Source organism: Bradyrhizobium sp., from assembly GCF_016219575.1.
In the GTDB taxonomy this organism is placed as follows: Bacteria; Pseudomonadota; Alphaproteobacteria; order Rhizobiales; family Xanthobacteraceae; genus Bradyrhizobium.
On sequence record NZ_JACRMG010000023.1, the window covers coordinates 55,719 to 70,273 of the forward strand.

At 65.7% G+C, this 14,555-nt stretch carries 13 protein-coding genes; 10 read left to right on the top strand and 3 right to left on the bottom strand.

The window, feature by feature from the left end:
* The first annotated feature begins 15 nt into the window (after window positions 1-15).
* The 6 genes from pimC (at window position 16) to HZB49_RS18655 (ending at window position 6,721) form a co-directional block, all read left to right on the top strand.
* Entirely contained in the window at window positions 16-1,206 is a 1,191-nt protein-coding gene (gene pimC, locus HZB49_RS18630) for a pimeloyl-CoA dehydrogenase large subunit (RefSeq protein ID WP_291614000.1), read from the top strand.
* 215 nt (window positions 1,207-1,421) lie between these two features.
* Complete coding sequence (gene pimD, locus HZB49_RS18635; RefSeq protein ID WP_291614002.1) at window positions 1,422-2,564, top strand: pimeloyl-CoA dehydrogenase small subunit; 1,143 nt, start codon at window positions 1,422-1,424, stop codon at window positions 2,562-2,564.
* Window positions 2,565-2,746: 182 nt separating this feature from the next.
* The gene (locus HZB49_RS18640; protein ID WP_291614004.1) at window positions 2,747-3,520 is read left to right on the top strand and encodes an SDR family oxidoreductase; all 774 of its coding nucleotides are present in this window, start codon (window positions 2,747-2,749) and stop codon (window positions 3,518-3,520) included.
* A gap of 219 nt (window positions 3,521-3,739) precedes the next feature.
* Window positions 3,740-5,242 carry a glycerol kinase GlpK gene (glpK, locus tag HZB49_RS18645; RefSeq protein ID WP_291614006.1) on the top strand — a complete coding sequence of 501 codons (1,503 nt, stop codon included), beginning with the start codon at window positions 3,740-3,742 and terminating at the stop codon, window positions 5,240-5,242.
* Window positions 5,243-5,356: 114 nt separating this feature from the next.
* Window positions 5,357-5,950, top strand: a complete 594-nt coding sequence (locus HZB49_RS18650; RefSeq protein WP_291614008.1) for a GNAT family N-acetyltransferase — start codon at window positions 5,357-5,359, stop codon at window positions 5,948-5,950.
* 141 nt (window positions 5,951-6,091) lie between these two features.
* On the top strand, window positions 6,092-6,721 hold the full coding sequence (locus tag HZB49_RS18655; protein ID WP_291614010.1) for a glutathione S-transferase family protein: 630 nt from the start codon (window positions 6,092-6,094) through the stop codon (window positions 6,719-6,721).
* A gap of 46 nt (window positions 6,722-6,767) precedes the next feature.
* Here HZB49_RS18655 and HZB49_RS18660 read toward each other — a convergent pair whose 3' ends face one another.
* Window positions 6,768-7,076 (bottom strand): Kazal-type serine protease inhibitor domain-containing protein, encoded by a 309-nt coding sequence (locus HZB49_RS18660; RefSeq protein ID WP_291614012.1) that lies wholly within the window; start codon window positions 7,074-7,076, stop codon window positions 6,768-6,770.
* Window positions 7,077-7,404: 328 nt separating this feature from the next.
* Here HZB49_RS18660 and HZB49_RS18665 point away from each other — a divergent pair, with 328 nt between their 5' ends.
* Both HZB49_RS18665 and HZB49_RS18670 read left to right on the top strand, forming a co-directional pair.
* Complete coding sequence (locus HZB49_RS18665; RefSeq protein WP_291614014.1) at window positions 7,405-8,058, top strand: PAS domain-containing protein; 654 nt, start codon at window positions 7,405-7,407, stop codon at window positions 8,056-8,058.
* A 134-nt stretch (window positions 8,059-8,192) separates the two neighbouring features.
* Window positions 8,193-8,438: a DUF3551 domain-containing protein gene (locus HZB49_RS18670; RefSeq protein WP_291614505.1), complete on the top strand. Its 246-nt coding sequence runs from the start codon at window positions 8,193-8,195 to the stop codon at window positions 8,436-8,438.
* A 143-nt stretch (window positions 8,439-8,581) separates the two neighbouring features.
* On the opposite strand, the gene HZB49_RS18675 is transcribed toward HZB49_RS18670, so the two are convergent.
* Window positions 8,582-10,039: a Mur ligase family protein gene (locus tag HZB49_RS18675; protein ID WP_291614016.1), complete on the bottom strand. Its 1,458-nt coding sequence runs from the start codon at window positions 10,037-10,039 to the stop codon at window positions 8,582-8,584.
* A 48-nt stretch (window positions 10,040-10,087) separates the two neighbouring features.
* Window positions 10,088-10,873 (bottom strand): fumarylacetoacetate hydrolase family protein, encoded by a 786-nt coding sequence (locus HZB49_RS18680; protein WP_291614019.1) that lies wholly within the window; start codon window positions 10,871-10,873, stop codon window positions 10,088-10,090.
* 163 nt (window positions 10,874-11,036) lie between these two features.
* On the opposite strand from HZB49_RS18680, the gene HZB49_RS18685 reads away from it, so the two are divergent.
* The gene (locus HZB49_RS18685) at window positions 11,037-14,252 is read left to right on the top strand and encodes a type 2 lanthipeptide synthetase LanM family protein (protein WP_291614021.1); all 3,216 of its coding nucleotides are present in this window, start codon (window positions 11,037-11,039) and stop codon (window positions 14,250-14,252) included.
* Window positions 14,253-14,340: 88 nt separating this feature from the next.
* Window positions 14,341-14,544, top strand: coding sequence for a hypothetical protein (locus HZB49_RS18690; RefSeq protein ID WP_291614023.1), 204 nt, complete (start codon window positions 14,341-14,343; stop codon window positions 14,542-14,544).
* Window positions 14,545-14,555: the final 11 nt, after the last annotated feature.

The following is a 14,555-nucleotide window of genomic DNA, read 5'->3' on the forward strand; positions in this document are numbered from 1 at the left end:
GAGAAGGAGGATCCGATGGATCTCGCTTTTACCAAGGAAGAAATCGCGTTTCGCGAGGAAGTGCGGCAGTTCTTCAAGGACAACGTGCCGCCGGAGACGCGGCGCAAGCTGGTCGAGGGCCGTCATCTGTCCAAGGACGAGATGGTCACCTGGTGGCGCATCCTCAACAAGAAGGGTTGGGGCGTCTCGCACTGGCCGAAGGAATATGGCGGCACGGGCTGGACCTCGGTGCAGCACTACATCTTCAACGAGGAGCTGCAGTCCTATCCGGCGCCGGCGCCGCTCGCCTTCGGCGTCAGCATGGTCGGCCCGGTGATCTACACCTTCGGCAACGAGAAGCAGAAGAAGGAATATCTGCCGCGCATCGCCAATGTCGACGACTGGTGGTGCCAGGGCTTCTCGGAGCCCGGCTCCGGCTCCGACCTCGCCTCGCTCAAGACCAAGGCCGAGCGCAAGGGCGACAAGTGGATCATCAACGGCCAGAAGACCTGGACGACGCTCGCCCAGCACGCCGACATGATCTTCTGCCTCTGCCGCACTGATCCCTCGGCGAAGAAGCAGACCGGCATCTCCTTCATCGTGTTCAGCATGAAGAGCAAGGGCGTCACCGTGCGCCCGATCCAGACCATCGACGGCGGCCATGAGGTCAACGAAGTGTTCTTCGACGACGTCGAGGTGCCCTACGAGAATATCATCGGCGAGGAGAACAAGGGCTGGGACTACGCAAAGTTCCTGCTCGGCAACGAGCGCACGGGCATCGCCCGCGTCGGCATGTCCAAGGAGCGCATCCGCCGCATCAAGGAACTCGCCGCCAAGGTCGAATCCAACGGCAAGCCGATCCTGCTCGACCCCGGCTTCCGGGAGAAGCTCGCGGCCTGCGAGATCGAGCTCAAGGCGCTCGAGCTGACGCAGCTGCGCGTCGTCGCCGACGAGAGCAAGCACGGCAAGGGCAAGCCGAACCCGGCATCCTCGGTGCTCAAGATCAAGGGCTCGGAGATCCAGCAGACCACCACGGAGCTCCTGATGGAAGTGATCGGGCCGCTCGCCGCGCCCTACGACGTCCATGGCGACGACGGCTCCAACGAGGCGATGGAGTGGACCGCGCAGATCGCGCCGACCTACTTCAACTACCGCAAGGTCTCGATCTACGGCGGCTCCAACGAGATCCAGCGCAACATCATCGCCAAGGCGGTGCTGGGGCTGTGATGCCTCTCCTCTCCCTCTCCCCGCTCTTCGCGGGGAGAGGGCAGGGGTGAGGGGCATCTCTCCACGAGCGCTGAACGCGGATGGACCTGTACCCCCTCACCCGGATCGCATCTGCGATGCGATCCGACCTCTCCCCGCAGGCGGGGAGAGGTGAAGAGGAAGCCCCGCGACACCGCTGAACCGAGTAACGACTGTTAGTTCTTAAGGAAGAGAAGATGGATTTTGATTTGTCCGAGGAGCAGCGGCTTCTCAAGGAAAGCGTCGACGGACTCCTGACGGACTCCTACGACTTCGATGCCCGCAAGAAATACATGAAGGAGAAGGGCGGCTGGAGCAAGGCCGTGTGGGGCAAGCTCGCCGAGCAGGGCCTGCTCGGTCTTCCCTTTGCGGAGGCCGATGGCGGCTTCGGCGCCGGTGGCGTCGAGACCACGATCGTGATGGAGGCGCTCGGCAAGGCGCTGGTGCTGGAGCCCTATCTGGCGACGGTGGTGATCGGCGGCGGCTTCCTGCGCCATGGCGGCTCGGATGCGCAGAAGGCCGCGCACATTCCCGGCATCATCGACGGCAGCAAGACGTTTGCGTTTGCGCAGCTCGAGAAGAACTCGCGCTACGATTTGCATGACGTCGTCACCACCGCGAAGAAGAAGGGCAATGGCTGGGTCATCGACGGCGAGAAATTCGTCGTCGTCAACGGCGAGAACGCCGACACGCTGATCGTCACCGCGCGCACCAGGGGCGACCGCCGCGACAAGACCGGCGTCGGCGTCTTCCTGGTGCCGGCCAGTTCGAAGGGCATCACCAAGAAGTCGTACCCGACCCAGGACGGCTTGCACGCCGCCGACATCAGCTTCACCGGCGTGGAAGTTGGCGCGGACGCCGCGATCGGCAATCCCGAGGATGGCCTTGCGCTGATCGAGCGCGTGGTCGACGACGCCCGCATGGCGCTCTGTGCGGAGGCGGTCGGACTGATGGACGAGTCGCTGAAGACCACCGTCGAATACATCAAGACGCGAAAGCAGTTCGGCGTGCCGATCGGCACGTTCCAGAGCCTGCAGCACCGGGCGTCGGACATGTTCGTCGCGGTCGAGCAGGCCCGCAGCATGTCGATGTTCGCGACCATGGCGTCCGATTTCGACGATGCCAAGGAGCGGGCGAAGGCGATTGCGGCCGCCAAGGTGCAGGTCGGCAAGTCGCTGAAGTTCGTCGGCCAGCAGTCGATCCAGCTCCATGGCGGCATCGGCATGACGATGGAGGCCAAGATCGGCCACTATTTCAAGCGGCTGACCATGATCGAGAACACTTTCGGCGACACCGACTATCACCTCCGCCGCGTCACCGACGCAGGCGGACTGATGTAGGTCTCTCCCTCCGTCATTCCGGGGCGCGCGTGCGCGCGCCTCGGCCTCACTTCATCCGCGTCATGGCCGGGCTTCGTCCCGGCCATCCACGTCTTGGCCGCAGCAACGAAAGACGTGGATGCCCGGGTCAAGCCCGGGCATGACGAAGAATAACGAACGAAGAAACAAAGGGAGCAGATGCCGTGAAATCCACCCCGTTCGATCTCTCAGGCACAGTCGCCGTCATCACCGGCTCCAGCCGCGGCATCGGCCGTTCCTCGGCCGAACTGCTGGCCAAGCTCGGCGCAAAAGTCGTGATCTCCAGCCGCAAGGCGGACGCCTGCCACGCCGTGGCCGAGGGCATCAACAAGTCCGGCGGCGACGCCCACGTCATTCCCTGCAACATCTCGCGCCATGACGAGGTGAAGGCGCTGATCGCGGGCGCCACCAAGCATTACGGCAAGGTCGACATCCTCGTCTGTAACGCCGCGGTCAATCCGTATTACGGCCCGCTGCTCGACATATCAGACGAAGCTTTCGACAAGATCATGGGCAGCAACGTCAAGAGCAACATCTGGCTCTGCGCAGAGGCCGTGCCGCAGATGGCGGCGCGCGGCAAGGGCTCCGTCGTCATCGTCTCCTCCATCGGCGGATTGCGCGGCTCTACCGTGATCGGCGCCTACGGCATTTCGAAAGCCGCCGATTTCGCGCTGTGCCGCAGCCTCGCCGGCGAATGGGGCCCCAAAGGCGTGCGCGTCAATTGCGTGGCGCCGGGCCTGGTGAAGACCGATTTCGCCCGCGCGTTGTGGGAGGACGAGGAGCGGCTGAAGCGCCGCACCGCCGGCACGCCGCTCCGCCGTATCGGCGAGCCGGACGAGATCGCAGGTGCGGTGGCGTATCTGGCGTCGGATGCTTCCACCTTCATGACCGGCCAGACCATCGTCGTCGACGGCGGCGTCACCACGGCGTCGGTTTGAGTTGTCGCCCCGGCGAAAGCCGGGGCCCATAACCACAGGATCGAGTTGTTACGAAGGCTGTCGCCACAGCGAGCGCGGCAGCGACCGGTTGTGGCTATGGGTCCTGGCCTGCGCCGAGACGACACCTGAATTTGTGGCGCCGCCGCCCGCAACCTTGACCTCCGCCCTCCAATCCGCTGTCCTCCCCCCGACACAAAAACCTCCCGGGAAGAAGCATCCATGTCCTTCGTCCTCGCCATCGATCAGGGCACCACGTCCTCGCGCGCCATCGTGTTCCGCGGCGACATCTCCATTGCGGCGACCGCGCAGCAGGAGTTCCCGCAGCATTTTCCGGCTTCCGGCTGGGTCGAGCATGAGCCGGAGGACATCTGGACCTCTACCGTCATCACCTGCCGCGACGCGCTGGAGAAAGCGGGCCTGAAGGCAAAGGACATCGCCGCGATCGGCATCACCAACCAGCGCGAGACCACGGTGGTGTGGGATCGCGCCACGGGACAAGCGATCCACCGCGCCATCGTCTGGCAGGACCGCCGCACATCGGACGTTTGCGCGAAGCTGAAGGGCGAAGGCCACGAGCCCGCGATCTCCCAGAAGACCGGCCTGCTCCTCGACCCCTATTTCTCCGGAACGAAAGTCGCCTGGATCCTCGACCACGTCCCCGGCGCGCGCGAACGCGCCGAGCGCGGCGAGCTCTTGTTCGGCACCATCGACTGCTACCTGCTGTGGCGCCTGACCGGCGGAAAGTCGCACGCCACCGACGCCACCAACGCCTCGCGCACCCTGCTGTTCAACATCCACACCGGGGCGTGGGACGACGAGCTGCTGAAGATCATCCGCGTGCCGCGCTCGATGCTGCCGGAGGTGAAGGATTCTTCCGCCAAATTCGGCGACACCGTGCCCGACCTGTTCGGCGGCCCCATCGCGATATCAGGCATCGCCGGCGACCAGCAGGCCGCCACCATCGGACAAGCCTGCTTCGAGCCCGGCATGATCAAGTCGACCTACGGCACCGGCTGCTTTGCGTTGCTCAACACCGGCACCACGCCGGTCGCTTCGAAGAACAAGCTGCTCACCACCATCGCCTACCAGCTCGGCGGAAAACGCACCTACGCGCTGGAAGGCTCGATCTTCGTCGCCGGAAGCGCCGTGCAATGGCTGCGCGACGGCCTCGGCATCATCAGGCAGGCCGCCGAGACCGGCCCGCTGGCCGACAAGTCGGACTCCATGCAGAGCGTCTATCTCGTGCCGGCCTTCGTCGGCCTCGGCGCACCCTACTGGAGACCGAATGTGCGCGGGGCGCTGTTCGGCTTGACGCGCAACACCGGCCCCGCCGAGCTCGCGCACGCCGCGCTCGAAAGCGTCTGCTACCAGACCTACGATCTGCGCGAGGCGATGCGCGCCGACTGGCCTGGCGAGAAGGCCGCCAACGTGCTGCGCGTCGACGGCGGCATGACGGCGTCCGACTGGACCATGCAGCGCCTTGCGGATTTGCTCGACGCCCCCGTCGACCGCCCCATGATCCAGGAAACCACCGCGTTAGGAGCCGCCTATCTCGCCGGCCTGCAGGCGGGCGTCTATCCCGAGCCCTCGAAATTCGCCGACAACTGGCGCCTCGAACACCGCTTCAAGCCCGCCATGAGCGCCGCCACGCGCGAGCGCAAGCTGAAGGGCTGGGCGCGCGCGGTGAAGGGCGTGCTGGCGAGCGATGAGGGGGAGGGGTAACGCCTAATCGTCATCGCCGGGCTTGACCCGGCGATCCACGTCTTACTTTCGTCGCCTGATGCGCGTGGATGGCCGGGACAAGCCCGGCCATGACGACTGGAGAGAGTGTGCGCCATGATCCTCCCCGACGGCTATTCCGACGTCCCCGCCGGCAAGATTGCCGCCATCGTCACGCATCTTGAAATGACGGCGCGTCCCACGCTGTCATCCGCGCCCTCAGGTCCGTGGACCTTGCGCCACGTCGAGCGGCCTGATCTCGCCTGGTATCGCGATCTCTATCGCCGCGTCGGCGAGGAGTGGCTGTGGTTCTCGCGCATCCGCGCAACCGACGACAAGCTGGCGGCGCGGCTGCATCATTCGCTGGTCGCGACCCATGCGCTGGTCGCCGATGGCCGCGACGAAGGCCTGCTCGAACTCGATTTCCGCGAGCCCGCGACCTGCGAGATCGGCATGTTCGGCGTCACCGCAAAACTCATCGGCAGCGGCGCCGGCCATTGGCTGATGCACCGCGCGCTGGAGCTTGCATGGTCGCGGCCGATCGAACGCCTCTGGCTGCACACCTGCACCTTCGATTCCCCCGCCGCGCTGCCGTTCTACCGGCGCGCCGGCTTTCGCCCATTTCGCAGGCAGGTCGAGGTCGCCGCCGACCCGCGCCTCGACGGCACCGCGCCGCGCGATGTGGCGAGGCATGTGCCGGTGATTGAGTAGGTCTGTCGCCGCAAATGAGACGTCATCACCGGGCTTGTCCCGGTGATCCACGTCTTTAATCTGTCCGCTCGGAAACAAAGACGTGGATGGCCGGGACAAGCCCGGCCATGACGGATGAATAAAGATTAGGCAGCGAGCACCATGTTCCTCATCGGCCAGTACGACTCCCCCTTCGTCCGCCGCGTTGCGATTGCGATGCGGCTCTATGGCATCGGCTTCGAGCACCGGCCGTGGTCGACCTTCGGCGATGCCGACAAGATCGCGCCGTACAATCCGCTGCGCCGGGTGCCGACGCTGGTGCTGGATTCCGGCGAGGCGCTGATTGAGAGCACGGCCATCCTGGATTATCTCGACGAAACCGTCGGGCCGGACCAGGCGATGCTGCCCCCGCGCGGGGAAGCGCGGCGGCGGCAATTGCGGCTCTGTGCGCTCGCAACGGGCTTGGGCGACAAGGCGGTCAGCCTTGTCTATGAGCGCGTGCTGCGCAAGGAGCAGCTGAAGCTGTGGGTCGAGCGCTGCGAAGCGCAGATCGGCGGCGTGCTTGGCGTGCTGGAGCAGGAGCGCGCCGCGGTGAAGACGCCCTGGCTGTTCGGCGAGCGCATCGGCCACGCCGACGTCGCGGTCGCCTGCGTGCTGCGCTTCACCGGCGAGGCGCACGCGGCGCTGTTCGATGCCTCGCGCTATCCAGCGCTGGCGGCGCACGCCGCGCGATGCGAGGCGCTGCCGCCATTCCAGGAAATCGTGCAGCCGCTCGTTCCGCCGAGCGGCTGAGCCGGGGCGATCGAGCAACCTCGAACGGAGCGTCCGGTTCGTCAGCTCAACACTTGCCGTCGCTGCGCTTGCCGGTCCGCCGCTGCTGCCGCTTGCAATCGTTGCTGTAGGTCCTGCCGTCGCAGCCGCAGACGGGACGGTAGTCCGCCGTGCAGATCTGCCCGACCCTGACGCAGACGCCGGCGGCGCCGCCCCAGCCGCACTGGCCCGGGAATGGATCGCACCACAGACCCCTGTCGCAGACAGCTCCGACAAAGCCGCCGCAGGATTCGCCCACCTTGGCCGCGTTGCCGGCCGTTGTGCCGCTCAGTCCGAGGAGAAGGCAGGCGACGAAAATGAAATGTCGAGTCCTCATCGAGTCCTCCGTTGCAATGGTCTTGCGCAAAATGAATTCGCTATAAGGTCGTAGCAAGGAATAATACAACCAAAACGATGCTGCAGCCAGCCTTTTCTGAACGGCGCATGAGGAGCCGCAACGGCCTCCATGCGCGCAGGCACCGCCATCGTCTGAAGTCGTGCAGCCGCTCGCACCGCCGAGCGGAGATTGAACCTTGCTTCCTCCCCTCGCGGAGGTAGGTAGTGGAGCGCGGAGATCGGTGCTATGCAGCGCCGCCGCCCGGCAGACGGGCCAGTTTGCAATCCGCGCAACTGGATCGGCACTCCCCCGCTCGCTGCGACCTGGAATGCTTCGCTTCATCGAACGACAGAACATTGCCTATCTTGAGCGTCTTCTCGCCAGCGAGACGATGTCCGAGAAGTCGCGCCGTCTCGTCGAGGAGCAGTTGAATGCCGCGCAGCGCCGGCTCGCGACGCTCACCGCCGTCAAGGCAGGGCTCAAGTCGAGGCCCCAGATCGAGCGGGCGCTGTCCGCTTCCTCGCCGAAAATCACCAGCCTGTTCCACCGGCAATTCGAGGCGGCGGACATGCCGCTGCTGCTGCTCGATCCCGGGCCGGGGCTGCGCATCGTCGACGCCAACCGGGTCTATGCGGCGGCCACCATGGTCGATCCCGGCAAGGTGGCCGGCGAAAAGCTGTTCAGCGTCTTTCCCGACAATCCCGGCGATCCCTTCGCCGACGGCGCCGCCAACGTGTTCGAATCCCTGCGCATCGTTGCCGAGACCGGCCGGACGCATGCCATGGCGGTGCAGCGCTACGACGTGCGGGATCCCGACGGCAAGTTCGTGGTGCGATACTGGCAGCCGGTGAACAGCCCGGTGCTGAACGAAAAGGGCGAGCTCGCCTTCATCCTCAATCGCGCGATCGACGTGACGCCGCAGTTCCCGCAGGAAAAGCCATGGCCCCCGCTGGAAGAGGGCGACAGGGCCGTGCCGGCATAACCGCGCGGGCCAGGAAGGCCGCCGCGTCGCAAGGTCACGCCGGATTGAGTTGCCGGCGGTGCGTCCGCCGCTACAGTCGAAGCGCATTTTTCGGGGACATGGCCATGAAGCTGACCCACATCCTTGCCGGAGCGATGGTTTCGGCGATTCTCGGCACGCTGGCCTTCCCGGCCGCGCCTGCCCGGGCCCAGACCTACGATCCCAGATATCCCGTCTGCCTCCAGGTCTATCAAGGTTTTGTCGATTACTATTTCGAGTGCGGCTACACGTCGATGGCGCAATGCCAGATGTCGGCCTCCGGCCGTTCCGCCTCCTGCGTGGTCAATCCGTATTACGCAGGACCGAAGGGCAAGCGCAGCAAGAAGCGCACGCAGAACTAGGCGGCTCAACCTTGCTTAGCTGTCGTCCCTGCGAATGTGCTCGGCCTCATGGTTCGCCTGGCGATGCGCAGCATCGTCCGGAGACGCGCCGCAAGCGGCGCTCCTCACCATGAGGGTCCAGGATTTTGCCGCGAAACAAGACCTCATCCTGAGGAGCCCGCCGAAGGCGGGCGTCTCGAAGGATGGGCCGCGGGGAACTTCGCTTCCACCAGCTGCGGAATTTCCCGGATCAGTCCGCCGAGATCGCCTGAGGTGAGCAACAGGACGACATCGTCCGCACCCAGCATGCCGCTCAATCGCTGCAAGCCCTCCTCCGGACCGGTAATCGCCTCGGCATCGAAGTTCGCCGCCCGGGTGCGGGCGACGATTTCGCTCTGGGTCAGCTGGGCATGGCTGGCGGCGCCCTGGGACGCCGGCTCGAAGATGAATATTTTCGAAGCCCCCGCAAAGACGTCGTCATAGGCGGCGATCGCCGCGCGGTTGCGCCAGGTGAATGTATGCGGCTCGAACACGATGATCAGCCGCCGGTCGGGAAAGTGGAGCTTCGTCGCAGCGATCGCGCTCCTCGCCTTTTCGTAGGACGAGCCGAATCCTTCGTAGACGGGCACCTTCGACGCAGGAGACAGCAGCTCCATCCGGCGCTTCACGCCCTGGAAGCTCTGCATGCCGGTGCGCAGTTCCTCCGGCGTCAGCAATTTCTTCTCCAGCAGCATCGCGCCGGCGCCGACGATGTTCTCGATGTTGTGGTCGCCGAGCATCCGCGTCGACAGGCGAATGATCTTCTCGCCGCCCCGCATCAGGTCGAAACCGGTCTCCGCGCCGCGTTCGATGTTGGCGGCATGCCAGTGCGCCCGGTCGTCCAGTCCGTAGAACACGATGGTGCAGGAGAGATTTGCGGCCAGCGCCCGTGCGTGCGGCTCGGTGCTGTTGACGACCAGCAGCCCGTCGGCCGGCAGCGCGCCGAGCAGCGCGCGAAACGGCGCGAGGTACTCCGCATGCGTGGGAAACACGTTGATGTGGTCGTGGGTCGCCGAGGTGAGCAGGACATTCCTGGCGTTGTAGAGCAGGAACTTCGACCGGTTGTCCCAGTTCGAAGCCGGATATTCGTCGCCTTCGAGAACGAAGGTCGGGCCCTTGCCGCGATGCGCGTGTCGATCGAGCCCGTTGGTGATCTCTCCGATGAAATAGCTCGGGTCCTTGCCGGCGCTCCGCAGGCACCAGGCCAGCAAGGCGGTGCAGGTCGATTTTCCGTAGCTTCCGGCCACCACGATGGTCTCGGAACCGGCGGTCAAGTCGTGCAGCAGGTCCGCAAACGAGCGAACCGGTTTTCCGCTGGCCATCGCGGCGCGGACTTCCTCGTTGCTTTCGGGCTGGAGCTTTGCGTTCTTGCCGATCACGATGACGTCGGCATCGTCGGGGATATTTTCCTTCCGGTATCCTTCGGCGAAGGCAATTTTCTCGTTCCTGAGATAGTCGCTGACCGGCGGATAGAAACCTTCATCGGACCCTGTGATCCGCGCGCCCATTTGCCGGAGCAGCAGCGCCGTCGCGCTCATGCCCTTGCCCGCGATGCCGATGAAATGTGCTTTCGAAAAACCCATCCGTCCCCCAAATGCGGGCGCGGCTTGCGATACCGAAGCTGTCGCGCCCTAGCGCACCTGTACCTCGACAGATCCGATTCCCTCAAGCTCGAAGCGATAGCCGGCCGCGCCTTCCGGAAACACGGTCTTCATCACGCTGCCGGTCATCACAATCTCGCCCTTCTTCAGGCCTTCGCCGCGCGAAGCAAGCTGCGTCGCCAGCCATGCGGCGGAACTGAAGGGATGGCCGAGGATGTCGCGGCCGTGTCCTTCGCCGATCGCGGCGCCGTCCCCGGCGGCACGCCCAAGTACGGCCTGGAGGTCGGGCCACTTGGTCGCAAATTCCGACAGCACGATGCCGGCGTTCCAGGAATTGTCGGCGACGAGCGAGCGAACGTCGAGCTTGCTGTAATCGGCGTTTCGGTCGTCGACGAGCTCGACCGCCGCACAAACGCCGTCGATGTGGGGCGCGATCGTCTCGGCCGTGCAGGGCCGGCCGGTGACCGGAACGTCCGACCCGATGCGGACGGCGATTTCGAATTCGAGGCCGAGCCGGCCGAAATCCGCGCGACGGACGCTCGCACCGGATCGATGCACGCGGCCGGCGAGCACGACACCTGCAATGGGATGGTCGATTCCGCAAAATGCCTGCATCGTGGCCGACGTCAGCCCGACCTTGTAGCCCACGGCCTCGCCGTGCCCACCCCGCAACAGCGCGACATATCGCTGCTGGATATCGTAGGCGTCCGATATCGTGGCGGGTCCGTCCGGCGGACCGAGCGTCGTGAACCGCACATTGGCCCGGTGTTCGGCGAGCAGCGCCTCGGCCGCGCGCCGGGCGGCGATATCGTCCATGGGCATTCTCCCTTTTTGCCCATTCGGCGGGCTTTCCGCCGAACAGTCAAGGCGCAAGCGTCGCGCGACAGAGGGGACAGTTTCGTCGAGCTGATTTATCCTCGTCGCGGCAGGTCGTTCGATCGCAGCGCAACCGCTGTCCCCGGTGGAAGTCTGGAAGACAATGGATGAATTCCTTGCCCGCCTGATTGTCCGTGCTGCGACAGTGGACGAATTGCTGTCCGGCGATTTCGATACGCTCGCCGGCCAGAACGCTGATTCCGACCAGGCGGCGCGCCGGCTCGCCGCGTGGTGCCGGTCGAGCGCCGGCGGAGACTTGCCGCTGTTCGCCAGGCGTCTTGCGCGCGATCGCCTGCGGTTTGCCGATGTGCTGGCAAGATTCGCATTCGCCCGCCATGTCGCCGCTTCGCCGCCGCCCTATATCGACGACGCAGCCTGGATCATGAAGGCGCTGCACAGCCCGGCCCAACACGCTCCTTGCGGCAGCAGGTCCGGTCAGTCGGAGGCGTATACGTTCGAGGCCCTGTTCTCGCCGCTGGTCGAGGAGGCCGCCGCGCGATTGTGGTCGGGCATCGACGCGGGACAGGCCGGCAACCTGCTGGAGACAGCGCGCGCCGATTTGCGCCGCGCCATCCTCAGGGCGCTGTCGGAACTTTGCGCCCCGGCGCTCTATCATCGCTTCGCCGGGATGCGAAGGAGCCGCGGGACACGCAGTGCGGCCCGCGACGATTCGGCGTCGCTCTACGATCAATTCGTCGCCGAAATGAAAGCGGGAGGCCTGCGCCGGCTGTTCGAGGACAAGCCGGTCCCGTTGCGCCTGGTCGCAACGATCGTGCGGCAATGGATCGACAGCTGTCGCGAACTCGTGCTGCGCCTGGGCGTCGATCTCCAGGCGATCCGGACCGAGCTTCGCGTTGCGCAGGCTGACAGCCGGGTCGTCGCGATCGAGGGCGAGCTGTCCGATCCGCACAATGGTGGACGTTCCGTGCACGTCCTGACCTTCGCGGACGGCTCCCGGGTCGTCTACAAGCCGAAGGATCTGCGTCTCGATGCTGCCTGGCACGCGCTGGTCGCGCGGCTGAATCAGGCCGGCGCCCCCGTCGCGCTGAAGACGGCGCGCGCCGTTGTGCGCGACGGCTACGGCTGGGCGGAGTTCGTCGATCACGCCGGATGCAGGGACGAACCGGGCTTTGTGCGGTTTTTCGAGCGCGCCGGCGCCTGGCTTGCCCTGTTCCACTGCTTCTGCACCACCGACATGCATCAGGAAAACCTGATCGCCGCCGGCGAGCATCCGGTGCCGGTCGATCTCGAAATGACCCTGCAGGGCGTCTTCGAGGAATATCGATCCCGTGAGCCGGCAAGCGAGGCCGCCGAGGCGGCCATCGAGGCGGTTGCCAATTCGGTGATGTCGGTCGGCCTGCTGCCGACCCATGGAAGGACGCCCGACAACGAGCTGTTTGCGATGGGCGGCATGGGGGCTGACGAAAGCTCCGCAGCCGGGCTCATCTGGACCGACGTCAATTCCGACGCCATGCGGCCGGCGCGAACGAGGCAAATGCGCCAACAGCTTCCCAACCTGCCCCACATCGAAGGCCGCTATGCGAGGTTCGACCGCCACGTCGACGACTTCGTGCGCGGCTTCGAGCGATATGCCGCCTTCCTGTCGCGCCGGCGCGGCGACGCCGGCGAGCTGTCCGCAGGCTTTGCCGGATTGCCGGTGCGCAGGGTCATTCGTCCGACCCGCTTCTATCACCTGCTGCTGCAACGGCTGCGCGATCAGCGCAGCATGGACGATGGCGTCATCTGGTCGGCCCAGGCGGATTTCATGGCCAGACTGTCGGATTGGGACGACGAGGAGGATTTTCTGTGGCCGCTGCATGCGGCCGAGCGCAACGCGGCCGTTCAGCTCAACGTGCCGCATTTCGTCGCGCGCAGCGACGGGCAGGAAATCCGCGATGCGGCTGGCATCTCGATCCCGACTGCATCCATGCCGGGACTGGATCGTGCCCGGGACCGCTTGCGCGGCTTCGACGAACGGGAAATCGCCTGGCAGGTCGAGGTCATCCGCCATGCCGCGGGCGCTTCGCAGCCTGCAGGACCGGCCGCGGCAAATGAGCCGAAGCGGCCGCTGGCGGCTGCCTCGGCCGCACCGGCGCGCGAGGCATTTCTCGCGGAGGCGGATCGCATCGCCGAAGAGATCGGCGATCGCGCCCTGCGCCGCGGCCCGGGAGCCGCATGGATCGGCCTCGACTGGCTGGGGGATTCCGAGGTTGCCCAGCTCGTCCCCCTCGGTCCAGATCTCTATAACGGTGCTTCGGGGATTGCAGTCTTTCTCGCCGCGCACGCGGCCCTGACCGGACGCGAGTCCTCGCGACAGCTGGCGTTGATGGCAGTTGCGCATCTGCGCAAGGGCCTCAGGAGTAGAAGCAGCGCACGCATGGCGCGATCGCTCGGCGTGGGCGGCGGCACTGGACTTGGATCTGTCGTCCATGCGCTCGCATTGCTGGCAGAATTCCTCGGTGACGACGATATCCTTGCGGATGCCGATGTGGCTGCGCGTCTGTTTACGGACGAACTGATTGCGGCCGACAGGTCGCTGGACGTCATCGGCGGGTGCGCCGGCGCAATCCTCGCTTTGCTGCGGCTCCATCGCGACAGCGGATCGCGCTTCGCACTCGATCGCGCGCTGCAATGCGGCCGGCATCTGCTCGCGCAGCCGCGTCACGGCGCCGAGGGCCGCCGCAGCTGGATCGGACACGGTGCCGACACGCGTCCCCTCAACGGCATGTCGCATGGCGCGGCCGGCTTTGCCTATGCGCTGGCGTCGCTGGCCGCAGTGACCGGACGGGAGGAGTTCGCGCAGGCCGCGTCCGAATGCATGGCGCTCGAGGATTCCACCTATGACGGCGAACGCGCGAACTGGCCGGATTTTCGCGGTGGCGGTCCGCCTGCATGGTCGTGCCAGTGGTGCCACGGAGCTCCCGGCATCGGGCTTGCCCGCATCGCCATGACCAGGAAAGCGGGAGCGGCCTCCGCGTTCGGGCCGGCCTCCAGCCGGATGACGACGGACATTGTCCATGCGCTCGCCGGAACGGAGCGAGGCTGGCCCGGCGCGATCGACACGCTCTGCTGCGGCACGCTCGGCAGCATCGAGTTCCTCTGCGAGGCCGGCGCCGCACTGGAGCGCGGCGAACTCCGTGAACGTGCATCGCGGCAATTGATGACGGTATTGCAGACGGCGTCGTCGAGCGGTGACTACCGATGGAGTTTCGGCGCAAGACGGTTCAATCTCGGGCTGTTCCGCGGTCTGGCGGGCGTCGGCTATACCTGCCTGCGGCGGGTCGACGGCTCGCTGCCGAACATCCTGATCTGGGAATAGCGGACTGCATATGGCCCGCCATCCCGCGATCCTTTGAATTCCCGCTCGGGTTGTTATAGGCTTCAGCCAGGAAAACGGGGGGAATGCCATGAACGACGAGCAATCCGCCGATCTCGACCGGGCCGACGAGGATGTGCTGGCCTGCGAAGTTTCCGACGAAGCGCTGGAGGCTGCGGCCACGGGCAGGGACATCGGCGCCAATGCCACCGACGGTGGAAAGACCTATTGCTGGTCCGAATGCGCGACCAAGAAATACGTCTGCACGACCAGGGAGCCCGACTGCAAGACGTGATGGCTCCGCAC